Below are 22,206 nucleotides of genomic sequence, written 5' to 3'. Positions count from 1 at the left end.
GTTCGTGGCGGGGGGCGCGTCTGTCCCGTTGGCAGGGTCGGCGTCGGCGGTGGCTGGCACGGCCTCCACCGTACGACCCGGAAGGCTCCTGGCGCCCGCGCCGCGCTCAGCGCCGACGGGTGAGGGAGCTGACATTCTCGGGGAGCGGCTCGAGACCGGCGGCGGTGCACGCCAGTGCCGCCCACGCGGTCAGGTGCGGCCCGAGGTCCGTGGTGGTGGGCGTCCAGGAGGCCCTGATCTCGATCTCGACCTCGCCGCCCCGCAGCTCGAGACCGCCGAAGGTCTCCGAGAGCACCCGGGTCACGGTGCCGGAGAGGTTGTGGAAGCCCGCACCCGCCTCCACCAGGGAGTCGGTCAGCCATGCCCAGCCGACCTCGCCGAGCAGGGGGTCTGAGCCCATCTCCTCCTCGAGCTTGGCCTTCGCGAGCACGATCACGCGGAACGTGCCGTGCCAGGCGTCCTGCCCCTCGGGGTCGTGCAGCACCACGAAGCGGCCGGACCCGAGGAAGGACTCGGGGTCCATCGTCCGCGGGGAGGCGTTGACCTCGGCGGTCAGCGCCAGCGCGTACGGCGCGATCCGCGTCGGCGCCGGCACCTCCTCGAGGTGCAGCTCGGGGCGCAGGCGGTGACCGCGCAGACTCAGCAGCGCATCCTCGAAGTCCGGTGGTGCCACCGGCCCGTCCGCTCTCACGTACCCAGGCTAGGTCGCGCGCGCCCCGTGCGGGTGGGGGCGCGCCGAGTACCGTGGGTGCAGCCCGCCCGCCAGCCGAAGGAGAGACCGTGCCGCACAGCCCCCGGACGGAGCTGCTACCCGTCATCCTGGGGACCGACATCGGTGTCTACTCCATCGCCCGCTCGTTCCACGAGGCCTTCGGTGTGCGCTCGGTGGTGGTGTCCGGGCAGTCCCGCGGGCCAATCGACCACTCCTCGATCATCGACAACGTCTACGTGGGGGAGGGCGGCACGCTCGACGAGGAGCTGATGGTCGCCACGCTGATACGCATCGCCGAGGAGAACGCCGGCCGCCGTCTGGTGCTGATGGTCAACATGGACCAGGACGTCGAGATGGTGCTGCGCCACCGCGAGCGGCTCGAGCGTCACTACCTCGTGCCGCTGGCCACCACCGAGGCGGTCCGTGGCGCGTCGGACAAGGCCCACCTGGGCGAGGTGGCGAGCTCGCTGGGCATCGGCACGCCGCTCTCCGTCCCCCTCGAGACGACGGCGGACGAGCAGGTCTGGCGGGAGCGGCTCGCCGACGTGCCGTTCCCTGCGATCCTCAAGCCGGTCGACGGTGGCACGGTCTACGGCACGCTCTTCTTCCCCGGGCGGAAGAAGGCCTACCCGGTCGACGACGTCGAGGCCGCCCTGGCCGCCATGCGTCTGGTGCGCGACGGCGGTTTCGACGGCGTCATGCTCGCCCAGGAGCTGGTCCCCGGGGACGACACGACGAGCTGGGTGGTCAACGGCTACGTCGACCGGTCCGGGACCATGACGGTGGCGGCCTCGGGCGTGGTCCTGCTCGGTCTGCACCAGCCGGGCTTCATCGGAAACGCCGGGATCATCTTCGTCAAGGAGAACCCCGAGCTCATCGACCAGGCGCGCCGGCTCGTCGAGGCGGTGGGACTACGCGGCTTCGTCAGCCTGGACGTCAAGATCGACCCCCGCGACGGCGTCGCGAAGTTCCTCGACCTCAACCCACGCATCGGCCGGGGGAATTACTACGTCAACGTCGGAGGGCTGAATCCTGTGCGCGCGATGGTCTCGGACCTGGTGGACGGCCGCGCGCTCACACCGGCCGTCGCCCGGCGCCGGGGCGTGTTCGGGTTCGTGCCGACGGCGACCATCGGGTGGTACGTGCGAGACCGGGCGCTGCTGCGCGAGGTCCTCGCGGTGCTCGCCCGGCGGCGCCCGGTGCACCCGCTGCGCTATGCGCCGGACCGGAACCTGCGCCGCTGGCTCTACCGCCGGCAGGCCGCCGTCAACCAGCTCCTCGCCCTGGCCCGGCACTACCCACGCCCGACGAGCTCGGGCTTCTGAGGCCCGGGGCCGTCGGGCCTTCCGCCAAGACTCACGGCCACCCTGCCGAGCCGGCCGTCCCCCCGCCGAGCGAGACGTCTCAGCCGGCTGCCGGTGGGCTCAGCTCGCTGCCGAGCCGGGCTCCGCCGTCGTCTCGGGCTCCTCGGGGCGCTCGTCCGCGCCGCGCAGGCCCGCCAGCGCGCGCCGCGCGGCGTTCTTCAGGTCCCGTCCCTTGGCGAGGATGGTGTAGAGCCCCGGACGCACCGGCAGGTCGCGCGCGGCGGCGGCCGGCACGATCTCCGGGTCGAACTTCGTCTTGAACATCGTCAGGCCGGCGAGGCCGGGGAACTCGTCCGAGCCCACGCCACCGAGGTCGTAGGTGCGCACGCCCTCGGCGCGCAGCCGGGTCATGATCTCCCACTGCAGCAGGTCCGGCGCGCACGCCGTGCGCGCCTCGTGCCCGGACGCCCCGATCGAGTAGGTGGCGTGCGAGCCGACCACGTTGACCTGCGCCCACGCCAGCGCACGGCCGTCGCGGCGTACCACGAACATGCGCATGAGCTCGGGTCCGACGAGCGAGATCATGTCGAAGTAGCGGGCAGCGGGATAGATGCCGAAGTCGGCACGCTCGCCTGTCTCGTGGAAGATCGCGTAGAGCTCGTCGAACGCGGCCCGGTCCAGCCCGGTCTCCTCGGTGACGACGAGCGACTCGTCGCGCTGCGCCTTGCGCACGTCGCGCCGCCCGCGCTTCTTCATCCCGGCCATGATCTCGTCCTCGGAGCGGTCGAGGTCGACGATCACCGTCGAGTCGAAGGTGATGCCCTGCATCACCGGGCGCAGGTCCGTCGCACCGTGGCGGGTGTGCAGCCGCACGAAGACGACCGACGGCTCGGCCCGACGCAGCGCACCGACCAGCAGGTCGCGCAGGGCGCGCTCACGCTCCGCGGTGGGCTCGACGAGCCAGACCGGACCGAACTTCGCCCACAGGAAGTGCGCGCCCGGCACCAGGTCGACCTTGGCGAATGACACGGCGGCGACGGCCTCACCGTCCTCCTCCAGCACGAGCCGGCCCCACGGCTCCCGACCGGCCACCGTGCGGTCGTAGCGGTCCCAGTCCACCGTCTGCTCGATCGGCATAGGAGCGCCCGCGGTGACCACGCGGTACCGCGCGTCGTCGACGGGACTGAGCTTCAGGACCACGGTCTCACCTCGGGATGGCTGGGGCAGGGCAGCCTCGATCGTAACCAGGGCGCTCCCGGCCCACCCGGCGGGCCGCACGGACCGGGCGCGCCGGTGCTCAGCGAGCACGCCCGGCGGGAGCCGGCCGCCACAGTCCTTACGCTGGGGGCAGACCCCGAGGAGGAACCGCGTGAGAAGCTCTCAGATCACCCCGGTCGACGCCGCCGAGCTCGACCGGCTCGCCGCCGCTGCAGGCGTCACCGTCCCGGTCGAGCAGTCACCCGCCTGGGACCGCATGGACGACGCCGTCCCCGGGCGCCGCCCGTGGCGCCGGCTGGTCTGGCGTCTGGACGGCGTGCCGACCGCCGTGATCGCGCTCACCCACTTCACCGGCCGGGGGTTCACGTTCCTCTGGGCCAAGCACGGGCCGGTCTGGCTGGTGGAGCCGACGGCGGAGCTCGAGCTCGCACTGCGCCGCGCGCTCGTCGCCGCCGTGCGGGCCGCGGAGCCGAAGGTCGTCTTCGTCCGGCTGCACGCCCGGCACCGCGCACCGGACCTGCGCGAGCTGCTGCAGACGGTCACCTACGACCGCACGGTGGTGCTGGACCTCGGTCGCGAGGAGGAGGAGATCCTCGCCTCGATGAAGAAGCGCGGCCGGCGCGACGTGCGCAAGGCGCTGCGCGAGACGTCCCTCACCGCGGGCGAGGAGACCGGGCTGGACCGGTCCGCGTTCTCCGAGCTCTACCAGCTCCTGGTCGAGACCAGCGGGCGCGACCGCTTCGGCATCTCCGCCGAGGAGCACTACTGGACCATGCTCGAGGCGCTCGGGCCCGAGCACGCGCGGCTGTTCGTCACCCGTCGTGAGGGGCGCGCCCTGGCCTGGGGCATCGTCACCGTCAACGACGGGCGGGCCACGTACTACTACGCCGCCTCGAACGCCGAAGGGCGGCGGGCGGGCGCTGCCGACCTGCTCGTCTGGCACATGACGTGCGCCCTGCGCGCGAGCGGGGTGCACACCTTCGACCTCATGGGCATCGACTCCGACCGGGCCCCCCAGCTCACCGGCGTGCGGGACTTCAAGACGAAGTTCTCCGAGGAGGTCACCGAGGTCGACGGCGCGTGGGACGTGCCCGTCCATCCCACCTGGTACGGCGTGCTCGTGGCGGCCCTGGCAGCCAAGCGGCGGGCGGTCGCCACGGCACGGGAGCTACCGGGCCGGGCGCGCACGCTTGCCGGCCGGCTCCGGGGCACGGGAGGCGCTGAGCAACGCGACGAGTGACGCAGAGCCGTCCGCACCGCTTCTCGGCGCGGACGGCGCGGCCGAGCGGTGTGCGGAACAGGGTGGCCCCAGCGGTGCGCGGAAGGGGGCAGCCGAGCGGTGTATGGAGGGAGCCGGGCCACGTGTGCGGCAGACCACCACCAGCGCACCGCCTCCGCGCTGCTCAGACCGTTTACCATCGAATTACGGAACGTGACTCTTTCGTATATGTCGGTTAGGCTCGCCTTCGTTAGGTAAGCCTTCCTTCTACTCCTCACCTGGAGCCCTCGTGCGCCTCAGCACCCGCCGCACCGTCACCGCAGCCGCCGGCACCCTCGCCCTGGCCACCGTCCTCGCAGCCTGTTCCAGCTCGGGAGCCACCGACGACGCGACCGACGAGGCCGCTGCTGGTGGCACCGTCACCGTCGAGCACGCGCAGGGGACCACCGAGGTGCCCGCCGACCCGCAGACGGTCGTCGTCCTGGACATGGGCGTGCTCGACACCCTCGACACCCTGGGCGTCGAGGTCGCCGGGCTGCCGCAGGCGAGCGTTCCCTCCTTCCTGAGCGAGTACTCCTCCGACGAGTACACCGACGTGGGCACGCTCCAGGAGCCCGACTACGAGGCGCTGGCCCGGCTCGACCCGGACCTGGTGATCGTCGGCTTCCGCTCCGCCGCGGCCTACCCCGAGCTCGCCGAGACGTACCCGACCGTCGACGCGACGTTCGAGTGGACCGGCGACTACGTCGAGAACTTCGGCGAGAGCGCCACGATGCTCGGTGAGATCTTCGGCAAGGAGGCCGAGGTCGCCGACGCGCTGGCAGGCATCGAGAGCCAGATCGAGGAGATCCGCCCGCTGGGCGAGGCCGCCGGCACCGGGATGGTCCTGCAGACCTCCGGCGGCGAGGTCACGATGAACGGCGTCGACTCGCGCTTCGGCATCATCTTCTCCCAGCTCGGTGTGACCGAGGCGGAGACCGACGTCGACACCGCCTCGCACGGCGAGGTCATCTCGTTCGAGCTCGTCCGCGACGCGAACCCCGACTGGCTGTTCGTCAACGACCGCGACGCCGCGATCGGCCAGGGCTCCGGCCAGGCCGCTGAGCAGATCCTGGACAACGAGCTCGTCGGCGCGACCACCGCGTGGCAGGAGGACCAGGTGGTCTACCTCGACGGCGAGCGCTGGTACATCGTCATGCACGGGCTGAGCAACGTCCCCGCCATGCTCGACGAGGTCGGCGAGGCCCTGGGCCGGTGACCTCCACGCCGCACGCGGTCGCCGGGCGCGGGGTCTCCACCCCCGCGTCCGGCGTTCGCACGTCGACGGGGCCGGCGGAGCGCCGGCCGGCTCCGGCGCCGTCCGCGCCGACCTCCACTCCGACGGCGCCCGAGCGCCCCAGCAACCGCCGGCACCGCCTCGCGCTGGTCGGTGGCGCGGCCGTCGTGGTCGTGCTCGCCCTGGTGAGCCTGTTCGTCGGCGTGTCCGACCTCAGCGTCGCCGACATCCTGCGCGGCGACCTCAGTGCCCGGGACGCACAGACCCTGCTGGTCTCGCGGGTGCCGCGCACGGTGTCGATCCTGCTGGCCGGCTCGGCGATGGCCGTCGTCGGCCTCGTCATGCAGCTGCTGGTGCGGAACAAGTTCGTCGAGCCGTCCACCGCCGGGACCACGGAGTCCGCGGGGCTCGGTCTGCTCGTCGTCACCCTCCTCGCCCCGGCGATGCCGCTGGCCGGGAAGATGGGCGTCGCCGCGGTGTTCGCCCTCGCCGGCACCATGCTCTTCCTGACGATCCTGCGCCGCATCCAGCTGCGCTCGGTGGTGGTGGTACCGCTGGTCGGCATGATGCTCGCCGGCGTCATCGGCGCGCTGTCGACCTTCCTGGCCTACCGCAACGACCTGCTGCACACGCTGTCCAGCTGGATGACGGGCGACTTCTCCGGCGTGGTGCGCGGCCGCTACGAGATGCTGTGGATCGTGGCCGGGTGCGCCGTCGTCGCCTACCTCGCCGCGAACCGGTTCACCGTCGCCGGCCTGGGCGAGGAGTTCACCACCAACCTGGGGCTCAACTACCGGCGGGTCCTCGCGCTCGGCCTCGGGATCGTCGCCGTCACGAGCGCCGTCGTCGTCGTGGTCGTCGGTGGCCTGCCCTTCCTCGGGCTCGTCGTGCCGAACATCGTCTCGCTCGCCATGGGCGACTACCTGCGCCGCTCGCTGCCCTGGGTGGCGCTGCTCGGCGCCGCGTTCGTGCTCGTGTGCGACATCATCGGCCGGCTGGTGATCCACCCGGCCGAGATCCCGATCGGCATCGTCGTCGGCGTCGTCGGCGCCGGGCTGTTCCTCTACCTGCTGCTGCGGAGGCCCTCCGGTGCTCGCTGACAACGCCTCGACCCTCGTCGCGGCGGAGCGGCGCACCACCCGTCCCCGCGTGCGGCTCGCCCTGCTGGCGCTCGCCGCCGTCGGGGTCGTCCTGGCCTACCTCACCATCGGCGCCCTGGACGCGTTCGCGCTGATCGCGCCCATGCGGGCCCAGCGGGTGGCCTCGATGCTGCTCGTCGGCATCGCGATCGCCGTCTCGACGGTCCTGTTCCAGACCGTGACCGAGAACCGGATCCTCACGCCGGCGATCATGGGCTTCGACTCCCTGTACGCGCTGATCCAGACCACCGCGATCTTCTTCCTCGGCACCACCGCGGTGATCGGGGTCGCGCCGCCGCTGCGCTTCGCCATCGAGGTCGCCGCGATGCTGGTGATGTCCTTCCTGCTCTTCCGCTGGATCTTCGGCGGACCCCGGCGCAGCCTCTACCTCGTCGTGCTCGTCGGCATCGTGCTCGGCGTGTTCTTCCGCTCGATCTCGACCTTCATGCAACGGGTCATCGACCCCAACGACTTCCTCGTCGTCCAGGACCGGCTGTTCGCGTCCTTCAACGCCGTCGACCCCACGCTGCTCGCGCTGTGCGCGGCCGTCGTGGCCGGGACGTGCGTGTGGGTCTGGCGCAGCCACCGCGAGCTCGACGTGCTCGCGCTCGGCCGGGAGAACGCCGTCACCCTCGGCGTCGACCACCGGCGCCGCACCATGTCCGTGCTGCTCGTCTGCGCCGTGCTCGTCTCGGTCTCGACCGCCCTGGTCGGCCCCATCACCTTCTTCGGCCTGCTGGTCGCCAACCTCGCCTACCAGGTGGCCGGCAGCCACCGGCACGCCGTCGTCCTGCCCACCGCCGCCCTGCTGGCCGTCATCACCCTGGTCGGCGGGCAGGCCGTGCTCGAGCACGTGTTCGGGCTCGACACCGTGCTCAGCGTCATCATCGAGTTCCTCGGAGGGATCGTGTTCATCTTGCTGCTCGTCCGGGGAGGCCGGCGATGATCCGCACCCAGGCCCTGACCAAGCGCTACGGCCGGTCGGTCGTCGTCGACGGCGTCGACCTCTCCCTCTCGGCCGGCGGGATCACCTCGATCATCGGCGCGAACGGCGCCGGGAAGTCCACGGTGCTGTCGATGATCTCCCGGCTGCTCGACATGGACGGCGGCACCGTCAGCATCGACGGCCTCGACGTCTCGCGCACCCCCAGCGCCGAGCTCGCCAAGCGCATGTCCATCCTGCGCCAGGACAACCACCTGGCGGTCCGGCTGACCGTGCAGGACCTCGTGGCCTTCGGCCGCTACCCGCACTCACGGGGCCGGCTGACCATCGAGGACCGCCGGCACATCACCGCCGCGATGGACTACCTCAACCTCGGGCCGTTCGCCTCGCGCTACCTCGACGAGCTCTCCGGCGGCCAGCGGCAGCGGGCGTTCGTGGCCATGGTGCTGTGCCAGGACACCGACTACGTGCTCCTGGACGAGCCGCTGAACAACCTCGACATGAAGCACGCCGTCGCGATGATGAAGCTGCTGCGCCGCACCGCCGACGAGCTCGGCAAGACCGTCGTCGTCGTCGTGCACGACATCAACTTCGCCTCCTGCTACTCCGACCACATCGTGGCGATGAAGGACGGACGGGTGCACTGCCAGGGCGGCCCCGAGGACGTCATCACCACCGAGCAGCTGCGCGAGATCTACGACATGGAGGTCGCCGTGGAGACCATCGGCGGCCGGCGCATCGGGGTCTACTACCACTGACGGGTCAGGACCGGCGCAGCACCGCGACGCCGTGCCCGGGCACGTCGGCCCACGTGCCGTCCGGGCCGTCGGTGCCGCGCACGGGCTCCCACTCCAGCAGCACCTCGCCCACGCCCTCCAGCGGCACGCGCGCCGGCGTCTGCGCCAGGTTGAGCACCACGTCGATCGCGCCCCTGGTGAGCACCAGCCAGGTGCCGTCGTCGGCCACCCGCACCGCCGTGGCCGACCGGTCCCCGGAGGCGATGTCGGCCTCGGTGTGCCGCAGCCGCACCAGGTCGGTGCAGAAGCGCAGCAGCCGGGCATTGTCGGGCCGCGCCGGCTCGTCCCAGTCCAGCCGCGAGGCCGCGAGGGTCTGCGGTGCCTGCGGGTCCGGGACCTCGATGTCGCGCCCGTAGAGCTCCGCCCAGCCGTGGGTGCCGAACTCGCGACGACGGCCCTCGCTGACCGAGCGCGCGAGCTCGGCCTCGCTGTGGTCGGTGAAGTACTGGAACGGCGTGGTCGCGCCCCACTCCTCACCCATGAACAGCATCGGTGTGCCCGGGCCGAGCAGGACGACCGCGGCGCTGATCGCCAGCTGTCCGGGAGCGAGCACCCGGCTCGGCCGGTCGCCGAGCGCCCGGTTGCCGACCTGGTCGTGGTCCTGGGCGAAGACGACGAAGCGGCGACCGTCGACGTCAGGCGGCACGGGCGCACCCCAGACCTGGTCCCGGAACGTCGAGAACGTCCCGTCGTGGACGAAGACGTCGGTCAGGGCCTTGGCGAGCACCTCCGCCGGGCCGAAGTCGACGTAGTAGCCGTGCCGCTCCCCGGTGACCGTCGCGTGCAGGGCATGGTGCAGGTCGTCGGCCCACTGCGCCGTCATCCCCAGGCCGCCCTCGGCCGTGGGCGTGACCATCACCGCGTCGTTGAGGTCGGACTCGGCGATCAGCGACAGCGGCCGGCCCACCTCGCCCTCGAGCGCGGCGACGGCGTCGGACAGCTCAGCGAGGATGTGCGTGGGGGAGTCGTCGATCAGCGCGTGCACCGCGTCGAGGCGCAGCGCGTCGAGGTGGAACTCGCGCAGCCAGCGCAGCGCGTTGTCGATGATGAAGGCGCGCACCTCGGCGCTGTCCGCGCCGTCGAGGTTGACGGCCGAGCCCCAGGGCGTCTCGTGCGCGTCGGTGAAGTAGGGGCCGTACGCGCCGAGGTAGTTCCCGGACGGGCCGAGGTGGTTGTAGACGACGTCGAGACACACCGCGATGCCGCGGGCGTGGGCGGCGTCGACGAACCGCTGCAGCGCGGCCGGGCCGCCGTAGACGTCGTGCACCGCGTACAGGGCGACGCCGTCGTAGCCCCAGCCGGCCGAGCCGGGGAAGGCGGCGACCGGCATGAGCTCGACCATGTCGACCCCGAGGGCCGCCAGGTGGTCAAGCCGGTCCACCGCGGCGTCGAGGGTTCCGGCGGCCGTGAAGGTGCCCACGTGCAGCTCGTACACGACGGCGCCGAGCACGGAGCGGCCCGCCCAGCCGGCGTCGGCCCACTCGTGGGCCCCGGTGTCGAAGGTGCGGGAGGGGCCGTGGACGCCGTGCGGCTGCCAGGGGCTGCGCGGGTCGGGCAGGACGGCACCGCCGTCGAGCGCGTACGCGTAGTCGGTGCCCGGGGCGAGCGGCTCGGGGGAGTGCCACCAGCCGCCCTCCCCGGCGACCATGGGCGCCGTCGTCCCCGCGGCCGGCAGGTGCAGGACGACCTCGCCGGCGGCCGGGGCCCAGACGCTCACGGGGACGCTCATGAGGTGCGCTCCAGCAGGGCGACGGGGTAGCTGTGCAGCAGGTCGCCGAGCCGGGCCGGCCCGCCGGGGTGCTCGGCCCGGGTCAGCACGTCCCGCCAGGTGCCCTCGGGGAGCACCACCGTCGCGTCGGGCAGCCCGGGAGCCGGCTGTGCGTCCGCGACGAGGCGGGTGGCCACGGCGACCGCCCGCGGGCCGTCGGCGTCGGTGCGGGCGAGAGCGACGGCGTGCCCGGTCGTGGTGGGCAGCGGCCGGTAGCCGGCCTCGGCGCCGACGAAGGCGTCCGGGTGGGTGCGGCGCAGCCTCAGCGCGGCAGCGGTGAGCCAGAGCTTCTCCTCGTCGAGGCCGACCGGGTTCCGGCCGGCGTCGAGCTCGGCCAGGGTCGTGGCGAGCGCGTCGAGGTCGACGGGGCGGCGGTTGTCCGGGTCGACGAGAGAGGTCTGGGTGATCTCCGAGCCCTGGTACACGTCGGCCACGCCGAGGACGGTGAGCTGGAGCAGCTTCGTGCCGAGGATCGAGCGCCGCGCGGCCGGGCCGCTGCGCTCGAGCCAGCCGGTGAACCCCTCGACCACCGCGGGGTGCTCGAGCAGCGCCGTGGCGTAGTCCAGCATCGCCGCCTCGCGGGCCTCGTCCGGCGCCGTCCAGGTGGTCCACGTCTTCTGCTCCCGGGCCGCCTTGGTCAGGTATGCCCGCAGCCGCTCGGCCTCGATCGGACCGGACTGCGTCCACGTGCCTGCCAGCGTCTGCCACAGGAGGTTCTCGGTGCGTCCGTCCAGGTCGCCGGGCCGCAGGTCCGCCGTCGCCCTGCGCAGGTCGGCGACCAGCGTCGCCCACGCCTCCGGGTGCGCGGAGAGGACCCCGATGCGGGAGCGGACGTCCTCGCCGCGCTTGGTGTCGTGCGTGGTCCCGGAGGTCATGGTGGCGGGCCAGGCCGCCCCCGTGGCGGCCGCCCAGGTGTGCAGCTCGTCCGGGTCGATGCCGAACCGGGTGGGTGCCGCGCCCACCTCGCACAGGCTCACCAGGTGCGTCCACCGGTAGTAGGCGGTGTCCTCGACGCCCTTGGCCATCACGGCCCCGCACACCTGCGGGAAGCGGACCATCAGCTCGGCGCGGCGGGCCTCGTGGGTGCGGCCGGCGCTGCCCACCTCGAGCCCGAGGAGGAGGTCGACGACGACGGCGAGGGTGTCGTGCCGGTCCGGCTCCAGCCGGGTCCGGGCCACCTCGGCGGCCTCGCGCAGGACCCGCTGCTCGCCCGGGGGCGCGTCCTCGCCGGGCACGACGTAGGCGCGGTAGCGGTCCAGGGCGACCACCAGCTCGACGACGCAGTCCTGCAGCGACCGGAAGGTGTGGTCGCGCAGCCGGACGTCGTCGTGGCAGATGTCGGCGAGCAGGGTGGTGACCCGATGGACCTCGGCGTACAGCGCCGTGGAGACGATCTGGCGCTTGGCCTCCTCGATCATGGCGGGGAGGTTGGCGGCGTCGCCGGTGATCTCCTGCATGAGCGAGGCCAGCGGGACGGCGCCGCCCGGGTCGACCTGGAGGGCGTGCAGCCGCCAGGCGGCGTCGTAGCCGGTGGTGCCGGCCACGGGCCAGTCGTCGGGGAGCTCCTCCTCGCCCTCGAGGATCTTCTCCGCCACGATCCACGCGCCGCCGGTGGCCTCGTGGAGGCGGCGGAGGTACCCGCGCGGGTCGGCCAGGCCGTCCGGGTGGTCGATGCGGAAGGCGTCGATCACCCCGGCGTCGAACAGCTCCAGCAGCAGGGCGTGCGTGGCGTCGAAGACCTCGGGCACCTCCACGCGGACGGCGGCGAGGGTGCCGACGTCGAAGAAGCGGCGGTAGTTCAGCTCCTCGTCGGCCACCCGCCAGTACGCCAGGCGGTAGTGCTGACGCTCGACGAGGTCGGCCAGCGGGAGCTGCTCGGTCTCCGGCCGGACGGGGAAGACGTGGTCGTAGTAGCACAGCACCGCCTGCTCGCCGAGCTCGGGCTCGGACGGCACGACGCGCCGGTCCAGGGTGAGCTCGCCGGAGGCCAGCACGTCCCCGATGCGCGAGCCGAGCACCGGCATGAGCAGCCCGTCACCGGCGTCGAGGTCGACGTCGAACCAGCCCGCGTAGGGCGAGGCCGTCCCGAGCTTGAGGACCGACCAGAGGGCCTGGTTGTGCCACACGGGGGTCGGCACGGCCATGTGGTTGGGCACGACGTCGACGACGACACCCATCCCGCGCGCGTGCGCCGCGGCCGCCAGGGACTCCAGGCCCGCGCGGCCACCCATCACGTCGCTGATGCGACTGTGGTCGACGACGTCGTAGCCGTGCGTGGAGCCGGGCGCCGCCTGCAGCACGGGCGAGAGGTACAGGTCGGTCGCCCCGAGCGAGTCGAGGTACGGCAGGGCCGCCTCGGCGTGGGCGAAGGTGCGGTCCGGGCCGAGCTGGAGGCGGTACGTGCTCACGGGCAGGCGGCGGCCGGGGGAGGGGAGGTGCCCGCTGCCCGCGCCCTGGCCTCCCTGGTTGCCCTGGGGTGCGGTCACTGCTGCTCCTGCCCGCCGCTGACCAGGACGATCGAGGCGCGACCCGCGACGGTGAGCGCGGCACCCGCGTCGTGCTCCTTGCCGACGGCGGAGGTGTCGAAGGTGTCCAGGGCCGTGGTCCAGAGCTCGGCGTAGTCGGTGCCGGGCAGCTCGAAGTCGATCGGCTCGGCGGCCGCGTTGAGCAGCACCAGCACGGAGTCGCCGACGATCTTCTCGCCGCGCACGTCCGGCTCCGGGATGGCGTTGCCGTTGAGGAACACCATCACGGACTTGGCGAACCAGGTGTCCCAGTCCTCGTCGTCCATGTGCTCGCCCGCCGGTGTGAACCACTCGATGTCGCCGATCTCGGACTCCCCGCCGTGCTGCGGGGCGCCGGCGAAGAAGCGGCGACGGCGGAGCACCGGCTGCTCGGCGCGCAGCGCGATGAGGGAGCGGGTGAACTCGAGGAGCTCCGCGTTCTCGGGGTCCAGCTCCCAGTCGATCCAGGAGAGCTCGTTGTCCTGGCAGTACGTGTTGTTGTTGCCGCCCTTGGTGCGGCTGAGCTCGTCGCCGTGCAGGAGCATCGGCACGCCCTGGCTGATCATCAGGGTGGTGAGGAAGTTGCGCTGCTGGCGGGCGCGCAGGGCCAGGATCTCCGGGTCGTCGGTGGGGCCCTCGACGCCGCAGTTCCAGGAGCGGTTGTGCGACTCGCCGTCGGCGCCGCCCTCGCCGTTGGCCTCGTTGTGCTTCTCGTTGTAGGAGACGAGGTCGCGCAGCGAGAAGCCGTCGTGGGCGGTGACGAAGTTGATCGAGGACACCGGGGTCCGCCCGGTGTGCTCGTACAGGTCGGCCGACCCGGTGATGCGGCTGGCGAGCTCGCCGAGGGTGGAGGGCTCGCCGCGCCAGAAGTCGCGGACCGTGTCGCGGTACTGCCCGTTCCACTCCGACCACAGCGGGGGGAAGCCGCCGACCTGGTACCCGCCCTCGCCGACGTCCCACGGCTCGGCGATCAGCTTGACCTGGGAGATCACCGGGTCCTGCTGGATGATGTCGAAGAACGCGGAGAGCCGGTCGACCTCGTGCAGCTCGCGGGCGAGGGTGGAGGCGAGGTCGAAGCGGAACCCGTCGACGTGCATCTCCTCGATCCAGTACCGCAGCGAGTCCATGATCATCTGCAGGGTGTGCGGCGAGCGCATCAGCAGGGAGTTGCCGGTGCCGGTGGTGTCGAAGTAGTGCGCCTCGTCGCCCTCGACCAGCCGGTAGTAGGAGGCGTTGTCGATGCCTCGGAAGGACAGCGTCGGGCCCTGGTGGTTGCCCTCGGCGGTGTGGTTGTAGACGACGTCGAGGATCACCTCGATACCCGCCTCGTGCAGCGCCTTGACGAGGACCTTGAACTCGTCGACCTGCTCCCCGCGGGTGCCGTAGGCCGCGTAGGCGTTGTGCGGGGCGAAGAAGCCGATGGAGTTGTAGCCCCAGTAGTTGCTCAGGCCCTTCTCCTGCAGGTGCGGGTCGTTGACGAACTGGTGCACCGGCATGAGCTCGAGGGCGGTCACGCCCAGGTCCACCAGGTGCTGGATGACGGCCGGGTGCGACATGCCGGCGTAGGTGCCGCGCTGCTCCTCCGGGACGTCCGGGTGGAGCTGGGTCATGCCCTTGACGTGGGCCTCGTAGATGACGCTCTCGTGGTACTCCCGGTTCGGCGGCCGGTCGTAGCCCCAGTCGAAGAACGGGTTGATGACGACGCCGACCATGGTGTGGGCGGCGGAGTCGTCGGTGTTGCGCTCCGCGGGGTCGTCGAACTGGTACGAGTACAGCGACGGGTCGGCGTCGATCTGGCCGTCGATCGCCTTGGCGTAGGGGTCGAGCAGCAGCTTGGACGGGTCGCAGCGGTGCCCGTTGGCGGGGTCGAACGGGCCGTGCACCCGGTACCCGTAGCGCTGCCCGGGCCGGACGGTCGGGAGGTAGGCGTGCCAGACGTGGGCGTCCACCTCGGTGAGCTCGAGCCGCTCCTCGCCGCCGTCGTCGTCGAGCAGGCACAGCTCGACCCGCTCGGCGACGCTGGAGAACAGCGCGAAGTTGGTTCCGGAACCGTCGAAGGTGGCGCCCAGGGGGTAGGGACGTCCAGGCCAGATCTGCATTGGGACAGGTTCCCACGACGTCGGCGAACCGGCTCGGCCGCAGCCGCCGGTGTGGTGGGCAGCACACCGGCCGGGCCGTCCTCGTCCCGCGCGCGGGCGCCGCTCCTGGGAGGATCGGCGTGCCGGGCCCGGCCCACGCCGGTCGGGCGGTCGGACCGCGGAGGAGGCAGTGATGCCAGTGCTGGAGATCATCGGGTGGGTCGGCACCGCCGTCGTGGTCTGGTCGATGATGCAGCAGCAGATCCTGCGGCTGCGGCTGATCAACCTCGTCGGGTGCCTGCTGCAGATCGTCTACAACGGCGTCCTGGGGGTCTGGCCGGTCGTGGCGCTGAACGCCGTGCTCGCGCTGATCCAGGTGGTCAACCTCTACCGCCTGCTGCGCACCCGTCACTCCGAGGAGGCCTACGAGGTGCTGCGGGTGGACCCGGCGGGGGAGTACCTGCATCACCTGCTGGTGCGCCACCGGGAGGACATCGAACGCTTCACGCCCTCGTTCGAGAGGCCCGTGCCCGACGGCGCGGCGTACCTCATCGTCAAGGGCGAGGAGACCGTCGGTTACGTCCTCCTCCACGACGCCGGCGACGGCGTCGCGCAGGTGGACCTGGACCACGTGGTGGAGAAGTACCGCAACTTCACGCCGGGCGAGTTCGTCTTCACGTCCTCCGACATCCTCCGCGAGGACGGCTACCGCAAGGTGGTCAGCGCCCCGGGCGTGCGGGAGCCGTACTACGCGCGCATCGGCTTCACGCGGGTGGGTGACCGGTTCGAGCTCGAGCTCGCGGCGGCGTAGTCGCCCGGGACGGCGTGGCGACCCGCACGGCGTGGTCACCCCGAACGGCGTGGTCACCCAGGGACGGCCTGGTCCCCCGGACGGCGCGGTCACCCGTCGACGGTGTCGTCACCCCCTTCGCGCCGTCGTCATCCGTCGGCTGCGAGGTCACCCGTCGACGGTGCCGTTACCTCTTCCCGCCGTCGTCATCCGTCGGCGGGTGGTCAGCCCTTGACGGCGCCACCGGTGATGCCGCGGACGAAGTATCGCTGCAGCATGAAGAACACGATGATCGGGATGATCATCGAGACGAAGGCAGCTGCCGTGACGAACTGCCAGTTCCCGCCGAAGTTCGTCGTCAGGTTCGCCAGGGTCACGGACAGCGGATGGTTGCGGGGGACCGGCCCCAGGTAGACGAGCGCGACGAGCAGGTCGTTCCAGACCCACAGGAACTGGAAGATGACGAGCGAGGCCAGGACCGGTACGGACATCGGCAGGACGAGCCGGAAGAAGATCGTGGCGTGCCCGGCGCCGTCGATCTCGGCGGCCTCGAACAGCTCGCGGGGCAGGCCGCCGATGTAGTTGCGCAGCAGGTAGACGGCGAAGGGCAGGCCGTAGCCGGTGTGCGCCAGCCACACCGCGAGGATCGTCCCCGCCAGCTCGTACCCGCCGATGCTCGCGTCGCGGAACAGTGTGAGGACCGGGATGAGGGTCACCTGGAGAGGGACGACCAGGAGGCCCACGACGACGACGAAGATGACGTTGCGCCCCGGGAAGCTCATCCAGGCGAACGCGTACGCGGCGAAGGCCGAGACCATCACGACGAGGACGGTCGCCGGGATGGTGATGAACAGGCTGTTGAGGAAGGAGTCCCAGAAGCCCGCCCGGTTGAGGACGTAGTCGTAGTTGGCGAACGTGAAGTCCCAGGGCGGCACGAGCGCCGTCCACCAGCCGGAGGCGTTCGTCGCCTCCGCGGTGCGGAAGGAGGCGACGAAAAGCCCCACTGCCGGGACCGCCCACAGCACCATGATGAGGACGAGCACGATGTGCAGGAACGGCCGACCCGGGCCTCGCCCGGTGTCGTGCTCGCGCCCTCTCGGCTCGCGCGTCGACGGCAGCTCGGTCCCCACGGCGACCGGTGCCTGTGCCTGCGTCATCGGACCTCCTCCTGCTGCTTGAACCGTTTGACGTTGAGCACCATCACCGGCACCGTCGCGAGGAGGAGCACGACGGCGACCGCGGCGGCGCGCGCCGGCTGGCCGTTGGCGAAGAGCTCCTTGTACATGGTGTTGGCGATGACGTCGGTCTGGAAGTTGCCGTTCGTCATGACGTAGACGATGTCGAACGTCTTGATCGCGAAGATGATGACCGTCGTCGCCACGACGGCGATCGTGGGGGCCAGCAGCGGCAGGATGATGTGGCGGAAGACCTCACGCTCGTTCGCGCCGTCGATGCGGGCCGCCTCGAGCAGCTCGGCGCTGATGCCCTTCAGTCCCGCCGAGAGGATGACCATCGCCAGCCCGGTGAGCATCCACACCCCGACGATGATGAGCATGAGGTTGTTCCACGGGGCGGTGCTCAGCCACCCCACACGTGGGCCGCCGACGAGGTCGAGGGCGGCGTTGAGCGTGCCGGTCTCGGGGTTGATGTCGTACATCAGGCGCCAGATGACCCCGGCGGCGACGAAGCTGATCGCCATCGGCAGGAACACCACCGACTTGACGACGACCTCGTACTTCACGCGGTCGACGAGGACGGCGATGAGCAGCCCCAGGCCGACGACGAACAGGGGCAGCAGCACGGCCCACAGGACGTTGTTGCGCAGGGCGTTGAGGGTGTCGCTTCGGGTGAAGAACCACTGGTAGTTCTCCAGGCCGGCGAAGGCGTCGCCCCGCCGGTTCTGGAAGCTGCGGTAGACCGTGGCCAGCGTCGGGTAGACGAGGAAGACCCCGAGGAAGGCGAGCGCGGGGGCCAGCCACAGCCACGGGCGGATCGCGGCGGAGACCCGCCGGGAGAGCCGGGAGATGATCGCCTCGACGAGCATGACGTAGGCGACGAGCGCGGCCGGGACACCCACGACGACGATGATCGCCAGGGCGAGCCGGTTCTCGAACAGGTCGACGAGCACACGGACCTCCTTACCGGGAGGGCCGGGCCGTCGCCCGAGGGCTGCGACGGCCCGGCCCCCAGGTCACTCGCTGTAGGCGTCGGACTGGGTCTGGTCCAGGTCGGACAGGATCGAGTCGAGGTCGCCGGGGTTCTGGGCGAAGGCGACGATCGCGCGGTTGAACGCGTCGGTCATGGCCGCCGGCATGGTGTCGGAGCCGTCGAAGCGGAAGGTCTGGGCGTTCTGCAGGATCTCGGCGGAGCGCCGGGAGGTCTCGTCGGGGTACACGTCCAGGGGAACGCCCGAGTTGGCGGAGATGAACCCGCCGCGCTCGACCCAGATCTGCTGGGCCTCCGGGGTGAGGAGGTACTGCACGAGCGAGCGTGCCGCGGGCGTGTCGTTGAACATGCCGATGAGGTCGCCGCCGCCCGTGACGCCGCCGGAGAACTCGGGGTCGATGTCCGGGAACGGGAAGAAGTCGAACTGGTCGGGCGTCACGCCGGCCTCGTTGACGAAGAAGTCGGTGATGAAGGAGGCCTGGTGGTGCAGGAGGCACCCCGGCGGGTCGTCGAACATGGGGTTGCCCCCGCTTCCGAACGCCGTGTTGACGATGTAGTCCGAGCCGCCGTAGGAGTTCTCGAGCGCCTCGCCGAACGTCTCGAACGCCGCGGTGATCTCGGGTGAGCTCCACTCCAGCTCGCCCGCCACCCAGGCGTCGTAGGCGTCCGGACCGGCCTGGCGCAGGACGATGTCCTCGATCCAGTCGGTGCCCGGCCAGCCGGAGGTCGCTCCCGACTCCACTGCGATGCACCATGTGGTGGTGTCGCCGGTGGCGAGCTCACCCGCCTGGGCGGTCAGGTCGTCCCAGGTGGCCGGTGCGTCGCCCGTCCACACGGCGGTGTTGTAGAAGATCAGGCCCTTGACCGCCGCCTTGGTGAACACGCCGATGAGGGTGTCGTCCTCCGCCTTGCCGAGATCGGCGAAGCCCTCAGGGGTCGCGCCGGCGTACGTCTCGAAGTCCACGAAGTCCAGGGGTTGCAGCGCGCCCTGGTCGTACCAGTCCCTCATCGGCCCCGGACCGGGCAGACCGGCGACGTCCGGCAGGTTGCCCGACGCGATGCCGGTCGTGAGCTGCTGGCTGAGGTCGCGGGTGCCCGTGTACTCCACCGTCGCACCGGTCTCCTCCTCCCAGGGGGCCACCATGGCGAGGAAGGAGTCCTGCTCGTCGCCGGACCACGACCCGATGAAGCTCACGGTCTCGCCGCTGATGTCCTCGGAGCCGCCGGTACCGGCGTCGCCGCCGCCACCGCCGCCGTCGCCGTCCCCGTCACCACCGCCGCAGGCGGCGAGTATCAGGGCCAGGCCGGCGACGCCGGCGCCCAGGGCCCGGGCCCGTGATGTGGTCGCTCTCATGGTCGTCCTCCTGTGCTCGGCCGCCGGTCGTGCCGGCAGACCATCGATGAAGGGGATCCTCGGTACCGGGTCCGACGTGCGCCGGGCAGGGCGGCGGGTGCCGCCGACAGCCGGCAGGCTGCGCGTCCTGACAGCCGACGGGCGGTACCGAGGGGTGTGACGAGAGGTCGGAGGGTGGGCGCGCGGCGCGCGTGGCAGCGATGGAAGGTGGCCGACCCGCGCAGACGGGTCTGTGTCACGCGTCGCATCGTCATCACGCGCCGCATCCTCAACCAGCCGGGTCAGGCCGTCGTGCCATCCCCCTGGGCGCATGGGCACCCTGGGCCCGGTCGACTCTGACCGAATCGAGGCTCATGTTTCTCCGCCCGCCGACGGAGTGTCAAGGGCGCCGACGGACACGGTCTGGTCACGATCCGGTCGTCCCGTGGCGCTTCCTCACGGCGTCGGCCGTCGATCAGTGAGGCCGCGCCCGACTGGACGGGTCCTCCGTGCGACCGGCGCCTGTCGTACGGTGGGCGCGGCGAGTGTTCCCACGGCGGTCGCACAGCATGGTGCCCGTGCCGCCGGCCTCGTCCTGCTGACGACTTCGGTCCAGCTCCGACTGCGACGCGCGCGCACCCTCTCGCCAGAGCATCATGGCCCCGAAAGAGAAGGTGAGGCGAGTGACGCCCTCTGACCACGAAGTGACACCGGGCACCGACCCGACCGACGTGACGATCGATCGTGTGCGGTTCGGCGCCACGGAGCGGCGCCGGCCCCGGATCGACGAGAACCGGGCGCCCATCTCCAGCGTTGAGCTGAGCAAGGGGCCGACCGAGCTCGCCGAGCACCGCGGGGCACGGGTCAACTGGCGGGTGTTCACCGTCTCGGCCGCCGTGATCGTCGCGTTCTCCCTGTGGGCCATGCTCGCCCCGGACAACGCCGCGAACGTCATGCGCGACCTCGTCCTCGACATCGCCACGAACCTCGGCTGGTTCTACGTCGTGACCATCGTGCTGGTGATCCTGTTCGTGGTCTGGGTCGCCTTCTCCAAGGAGGGCCGGGTACGCCTCGGCCCCGACCACTCACGGCCCCAGTACAAGCTGTTCACCTGGGTCGCCATGCTCTTCGGCGCCGGCGTCGGCATCGACATGCTGTTCTACTCGGTGACCGGGCCGATCACGCAGTTCATGATGCCCCCGGCGGCGGACCCGCAGTCCGCCGAGGCGGCGCAGGACGCCGTCGTGTGGACGATGTTCCACTACGGCATCTCCGGCTGGGCGATGTACTCCCTGCTGGGCATGGCCATGGGCTACTTCGCCTACCGGTGGGGGATGCCGCTGTCGATCCGGGCGGCTCTCTACCCCCTGCTCGGCAAGCGCGTACGGGGTGCCGCCGGCGACGCGATCGACATCTTCGCCCTCATCGGGACCGTCTTCGGCGTCGCGACGTCGATGGGTATCGGCGTCGTGCTCCTGAACGTGGGCTTCGCGTGGCTGTTCGACCTCCCCGAGGGACTGGCCCTCCAGATCGCCCTGGTCCTCGTGGCAGTCGTCATGACTGTCGCCGGCTGCCTGTCCGGCGTGGACAAGGGCATCCGCCTGGTGTCCGAGCTGAACATCTGGATCGCGGCCGCGATGATGCTCTACATCCTGGTCACGGGCCAGACCGCCTTCCTGCTCAACGCCCTCGTCACCAACATCGGCCGGTTCGTCGGCACCCTGCCGGAGCGGACCCTGGAGACGTTCGCCTACGAACCCGGCGGCGCCGACTGGATGGGCGGCTGGACGCTGTTCTTCTGGGCGTTCTGGCTGGCCTGGGGGCCGTTCGTCGGCCTGTTCCTCGCCCGGATCTCCCGTGGACGGACGCTCCGCGAGTTCGTCGTCGCCGCCATCACCGCCCCGGTGCTGTGCGACTTCATCATCGTCTCGATCTTCGGCAACTCTGCCCTGTCTGTCGTCATGGGAGGCGAGAACCCCGGGTTCGCCGAGCTCGCCATCGAGCAGCCGGAGCAGGGCTGGTACGCCCTCCTCGAGATGTTTCCCGGCGCGGCGTTCCTGATCGGGCTGGCGACCCTGTCCGGCCTGCTGTTCTACCTCACCAGCGCGAACTCGGGTGCGATGGTGATGGCGAACTTCTCGTCCACGATCCCGGACCCCGCCCAGGACGGCGCGAAGTGGCTCCGCATCTTCTGGGCACTCCTGACCGCACTGCTCACGGTCGCCATGCTGGTCGCCGGCGGTGTCACCACCATGGAGTACGCGACGCTGATCTTCGCCTTCCCGGTGACGATCATCGCCTACCTCGTCATGGCGTCGTTCTCGAAGGTCCTCCGCATGGAGCGGGCAGAGCGGGAGGGCCAGATCATCCGTCGCCGCTCGGCTGCGGCCCACGGCGGCCAGGTGCCGGAGAAGACGTGGAAGCAGCGCCTGGCGCAGCTGCGGTCCTACCCCTCGCAGAAGGCTGTATCGCTCTTCGTGGAACGGACCGTGCACCCGGCGCTCACCGCCGTCGCCGACGAGTTCCGTGAGCAGGGCTACGACGCGACGCTGTCCGTCGCCCCGAACGCGGAGACCGGCGTCGACGAACGCACGCTGGTCGTCCACATGCCGGGGCACCGCGACTTCCACTACCAGGCTGCCGCCGTCGAAGCCGCCGTACCCCGCCTCGGCGGCCGGCCGATGTCACACGGCGACGACGTCTACTACAAGGTGGAGGTCTTCACCCAGACCGGCACCGAGGGCTACGACCTCATGGGGCTGACCCAGCAGCAGGTGATCAACGACGTCCTGGACCGCTACGAGGCGCACCTGTCGTTCCTGCGCTACTCCAGCGAGCACGATTACGCATCTCTCCTGACACCGACGACCCCTGTCGCCCCGGACACGGCCCCCTCGATCCCGACGGTGGCGGACGACGTGGAGCGCATGGAGGAGTGAACGGCCCGCCGCACGGCGGG

Annotated in this window: 16 protein-coding genes; 8 read left to right on the top strand and 8 right to left on the bottom strand. The window is 71.3% G+C overall.

The features are described 5' to 3' along the window. Positions 1 to 106: 106 nt before the first annotated feature. Positions 107 to 691: a DUF3000 domain-containing protein gene (locus GD748_RS12045; RefSeq protein ID WP_152195434.1), complete on the bottom strand. Its 585-nt coding sequence runs from the start codon at positions 689 to 691 to the stop codon at positions 107 to 109. A gap of 89 nt (positions 692 to 780) precedes the next feature. Here GD748_RS12045 and GD748_RS12040 point away from each other — a divergent pair, with 89 nt between their 5' ends. Beyond that, the gene (locus GD748_RS12040) at positions 781 to 2,037 is read left to right on the top strand and encodes a carboxylate--amine ligase (protein ID WP_152195433.1); all 1,257 of its coding nucleotides are present in this window, start codon (positions 781 to 783) and stop codon (positions 2,035 to 2,037) included. Positions 2,038 to 2,136: 99 nt separating this feature from the next. On the opposite strand, the gene GD748_RS12035 is transcribed toward GD748_RS12040, so the two are convergent. Then, on the bottom strand, positions 2,137 to 3,216 hold the full coding sequence (locus tag GD748_RS12035; protein WP_152195432.1) for a lipid II:glycine glycyltransferase FemX: 1,080 nt from the start codon (positions 3,214 to 3,216) through the stop codon (positions 2,137 to 2,139). A gap of 169 nt (positions 3,217 to 3,385) precedes the next feature. On the opposite strand from GD748_RS12035, the gene GD748_RS12030 reads away from it, so the two are divergent. The 5 genes from GD748_RS12030 to GD748_RS12010 all read left to right on the top strand — a co-directional run bounded on the left by GD748_RS12030 (position 3,386) and on the right by GD748_RS12010 (position 8,569). Beyond that, the gene (locus GD748_RS12030; RefSeq protein WP_152195431.1) at positions 3,386 to 4,474 is read left to right on the top strand and encodes a lipid II:glycine glycyltransferase FemX; all 1,089 of its coding nucleotides are present in this window, start codon (positions 3,386 to 3,388) and stop codon (positions 4,472 to 4,474) included. 268 nt (positions 4,475 to 4,742) lie between these two features. Beyond that, the gene (locus GD748_RS12025) at positions 4,743 to 5,711 is read left to right on the top strand and encodes a siderophore ABC transporter substrate-binding protein (RefSeq protein ID WP_226921248.1); all 969 of its coding nucleotides are present in this window, start codon (positions 4,743 to 4,745) and stop codon (positions 5,709 to 5,711) included. A 164-nt stretch (positions 5,712 to 5,875) separates the two neighbouring features. Then, positions 5,876 to 6,829, top strand: a complete 954-nt coding sequence (locus tag GD748_RS12020) for an iron chelate uptake ABC transporter family permease subunit (RefSeq protein ID WP_152195697.1) — start codon at positions 5,876 to 5,878, stop codon at positions 6,827 to 6,829. Beyond that, positions 6,819 to 7,814, top strand: coding sequence for an iron chelate uptake ABC transporter family permease subunit (locus tag GD748_RS12015; RefSeq protein WP_152195430.1), 996 nt, complete (start codon positions 6,819 to 6,821; stop codon positions 7,812 to 7,814). The genes GD748_RS12020 and GD748_RS12015 overlap by 11 nt, the downstream gene beginning before the upstream one ends. Next, complete coding sequence (locus GD748_RS12010; protein ID WP_152195429.1) at positions 7,811 to 8,569, top strand: iron ABC transporter ATP-binding protein; 759 nt, start codon at positions 7,811 to 7,813, stop codon at positions 8,567 to 8,569. Before GD748_RS12015 ends, GD748_RS12010 begins: the two co-directional genes overlap by 4 nt. A gap of 4 nt (positions 8,570 to 8,573) precedes the next feature. Here the strand turns inward: GD748_RS12010 and treZ are convergent, their stop codons facing one another. The 3 genes from treZ to glgX are packed head-to-tail and all read right to left on the bottom strand — an operon-like array spanning position 8,574 to position 14,979. Further along, positions 8,574 to 10,337, bottom strand: a complete 1,764-nt coding sequence (treZ, locus tag GD748_RS12005) for a malto-oligosyltrehalose trehalohydrolase (RefSeq protein WP_152195428.1) — start codon at positions 10,335 to 10,337, stop codon at positions 8,574 to 8,576. Then, complete coding sequence (gene treY / locus GD748_RS12000; RefSeq protein WP_152195427.1) at positions 10,334 to 12,862, bottom strand: malto-oligosyltrehalose synthase; 2,529 nt, start codon at positions 12,860 to 12,862, stop codon at positions 10,334 to 10,336. Before treY ends, treZ begins: the two co-directional genes overlap by 4 nt. Beyond that, positions 12,859 to 14,979, bottom strand: coding sequence for a glycogen debranching protein GlgX (glgX, locus tag GD748_RS11995; RefSeq protein WP_152195426.1), 2,121 nt, complete (start codon positions 14,977 to 14,979; stop codon positions 12,859 to 12,861). Before glgX ends, treY begins: the two co-directional genes overlap by 4 nt. Before the next feature lie 172 nt (positions 14,980 to 15,151). Here glgX and GD748_RS11990 point away from each other — a divergent pair, with 172 nt between their 5' ends. Then, positions 15,152 to 15,769 carry a YgjV family protein gene (locus tag GD748_RS11990; RefSeq protein WP_152195425.1) on the top strand — a complete coding sequence of 206 codons (618 nt, stop codon included), beginning with the start codon at positions 15,152 to 15,154 and terminating at the stop codon, positions 15,767 to 15,769. A 203-nt stretch (positions 15,770 to 15,972) separates the two neighbouring features. On the opposite strand, the gene GD748_RS11985 is transcribed toward GD748_RS11990, so the two are convergent. The 3 genes from GD748_RS11985 to GD748_RS11975 all read right to left on the bottom strand — a co-directional run bounded on the left by GD748_RS11985 (position 15,973) and on the right by GD748_RS11975 (position 19,268). After that, on the bottom strand, positions 15,973 to 16,905 hold the full coding sequence (locus GD748_RS11985) for a carbohydrate ABC transporter permease (RefSeq protein ID WP_152195424.1): 933 nt from the start codon (positions 16,903 to 16,905) through the stop codon (positions 15,973 to 15,975). After that, complete coding sequence (locus GD748_RS11980) at positions 16,902 to 17,876, bottom strand: carbohydrate ABC transporter permease (RefSeq protein ID WP_226921246.1); 975 nt, start codon at positions 17,874 to 17,876, stop codon at positions 16,902 to 16,904. Before GD748_RS11980 ends, GD748_RS11985 begins: the two co-directional genes overlap by 4 nt. Before the next feature lie 63 nt (positions 17,877 to 17,939). Continuing rightward, positions 17,940 to 19,268, bottom strand: a complete 1,329-nt coding sequence (locus tag GD748_RS11975) for an ABC transporter substrate-binding protein (protein ID WP_152195423.1) — start codon at positions 19,266 to 19,268, stop codon at positions 17,940 to 17,942. A 635-nt stretch (positions 19,269 to 19,903) separates the two neighbouring features. On the opposite strand from GD748_RS11975, the gene betT reads away from it, so the two are divergent. Beyond that, positions 19,904 to 22,186 carry a choline BCCT transporter BetT gene (gene betT, locus GD748_RS11970; protein ID WP_152195422.1) on the top strand — a complete coding sequence of 761 codons (2,283 nt, stop codon included), beginning with the start codon at positions 19,904 to 19,906 and terminating at the stop codon, positions 22,184 to 22,186. Positions 22,187 to 22,206 lie beyond the last annotated feature (20 nt).

Origin of the sequence: Georgenia subflava (assembly GCF_009193155.1) — a bacterium.
GTDB lineage: Bacteria > Actinomycetota > Actinomycetes > Actinomycetales > Actinomycetaceae > Georgenia > Georgenia subflava.
The sequence above is the reverse complement of the archived record's forward strand: the minus strand, read 5'-3'. Positions and strand labels throughout refer to the sequence as shown.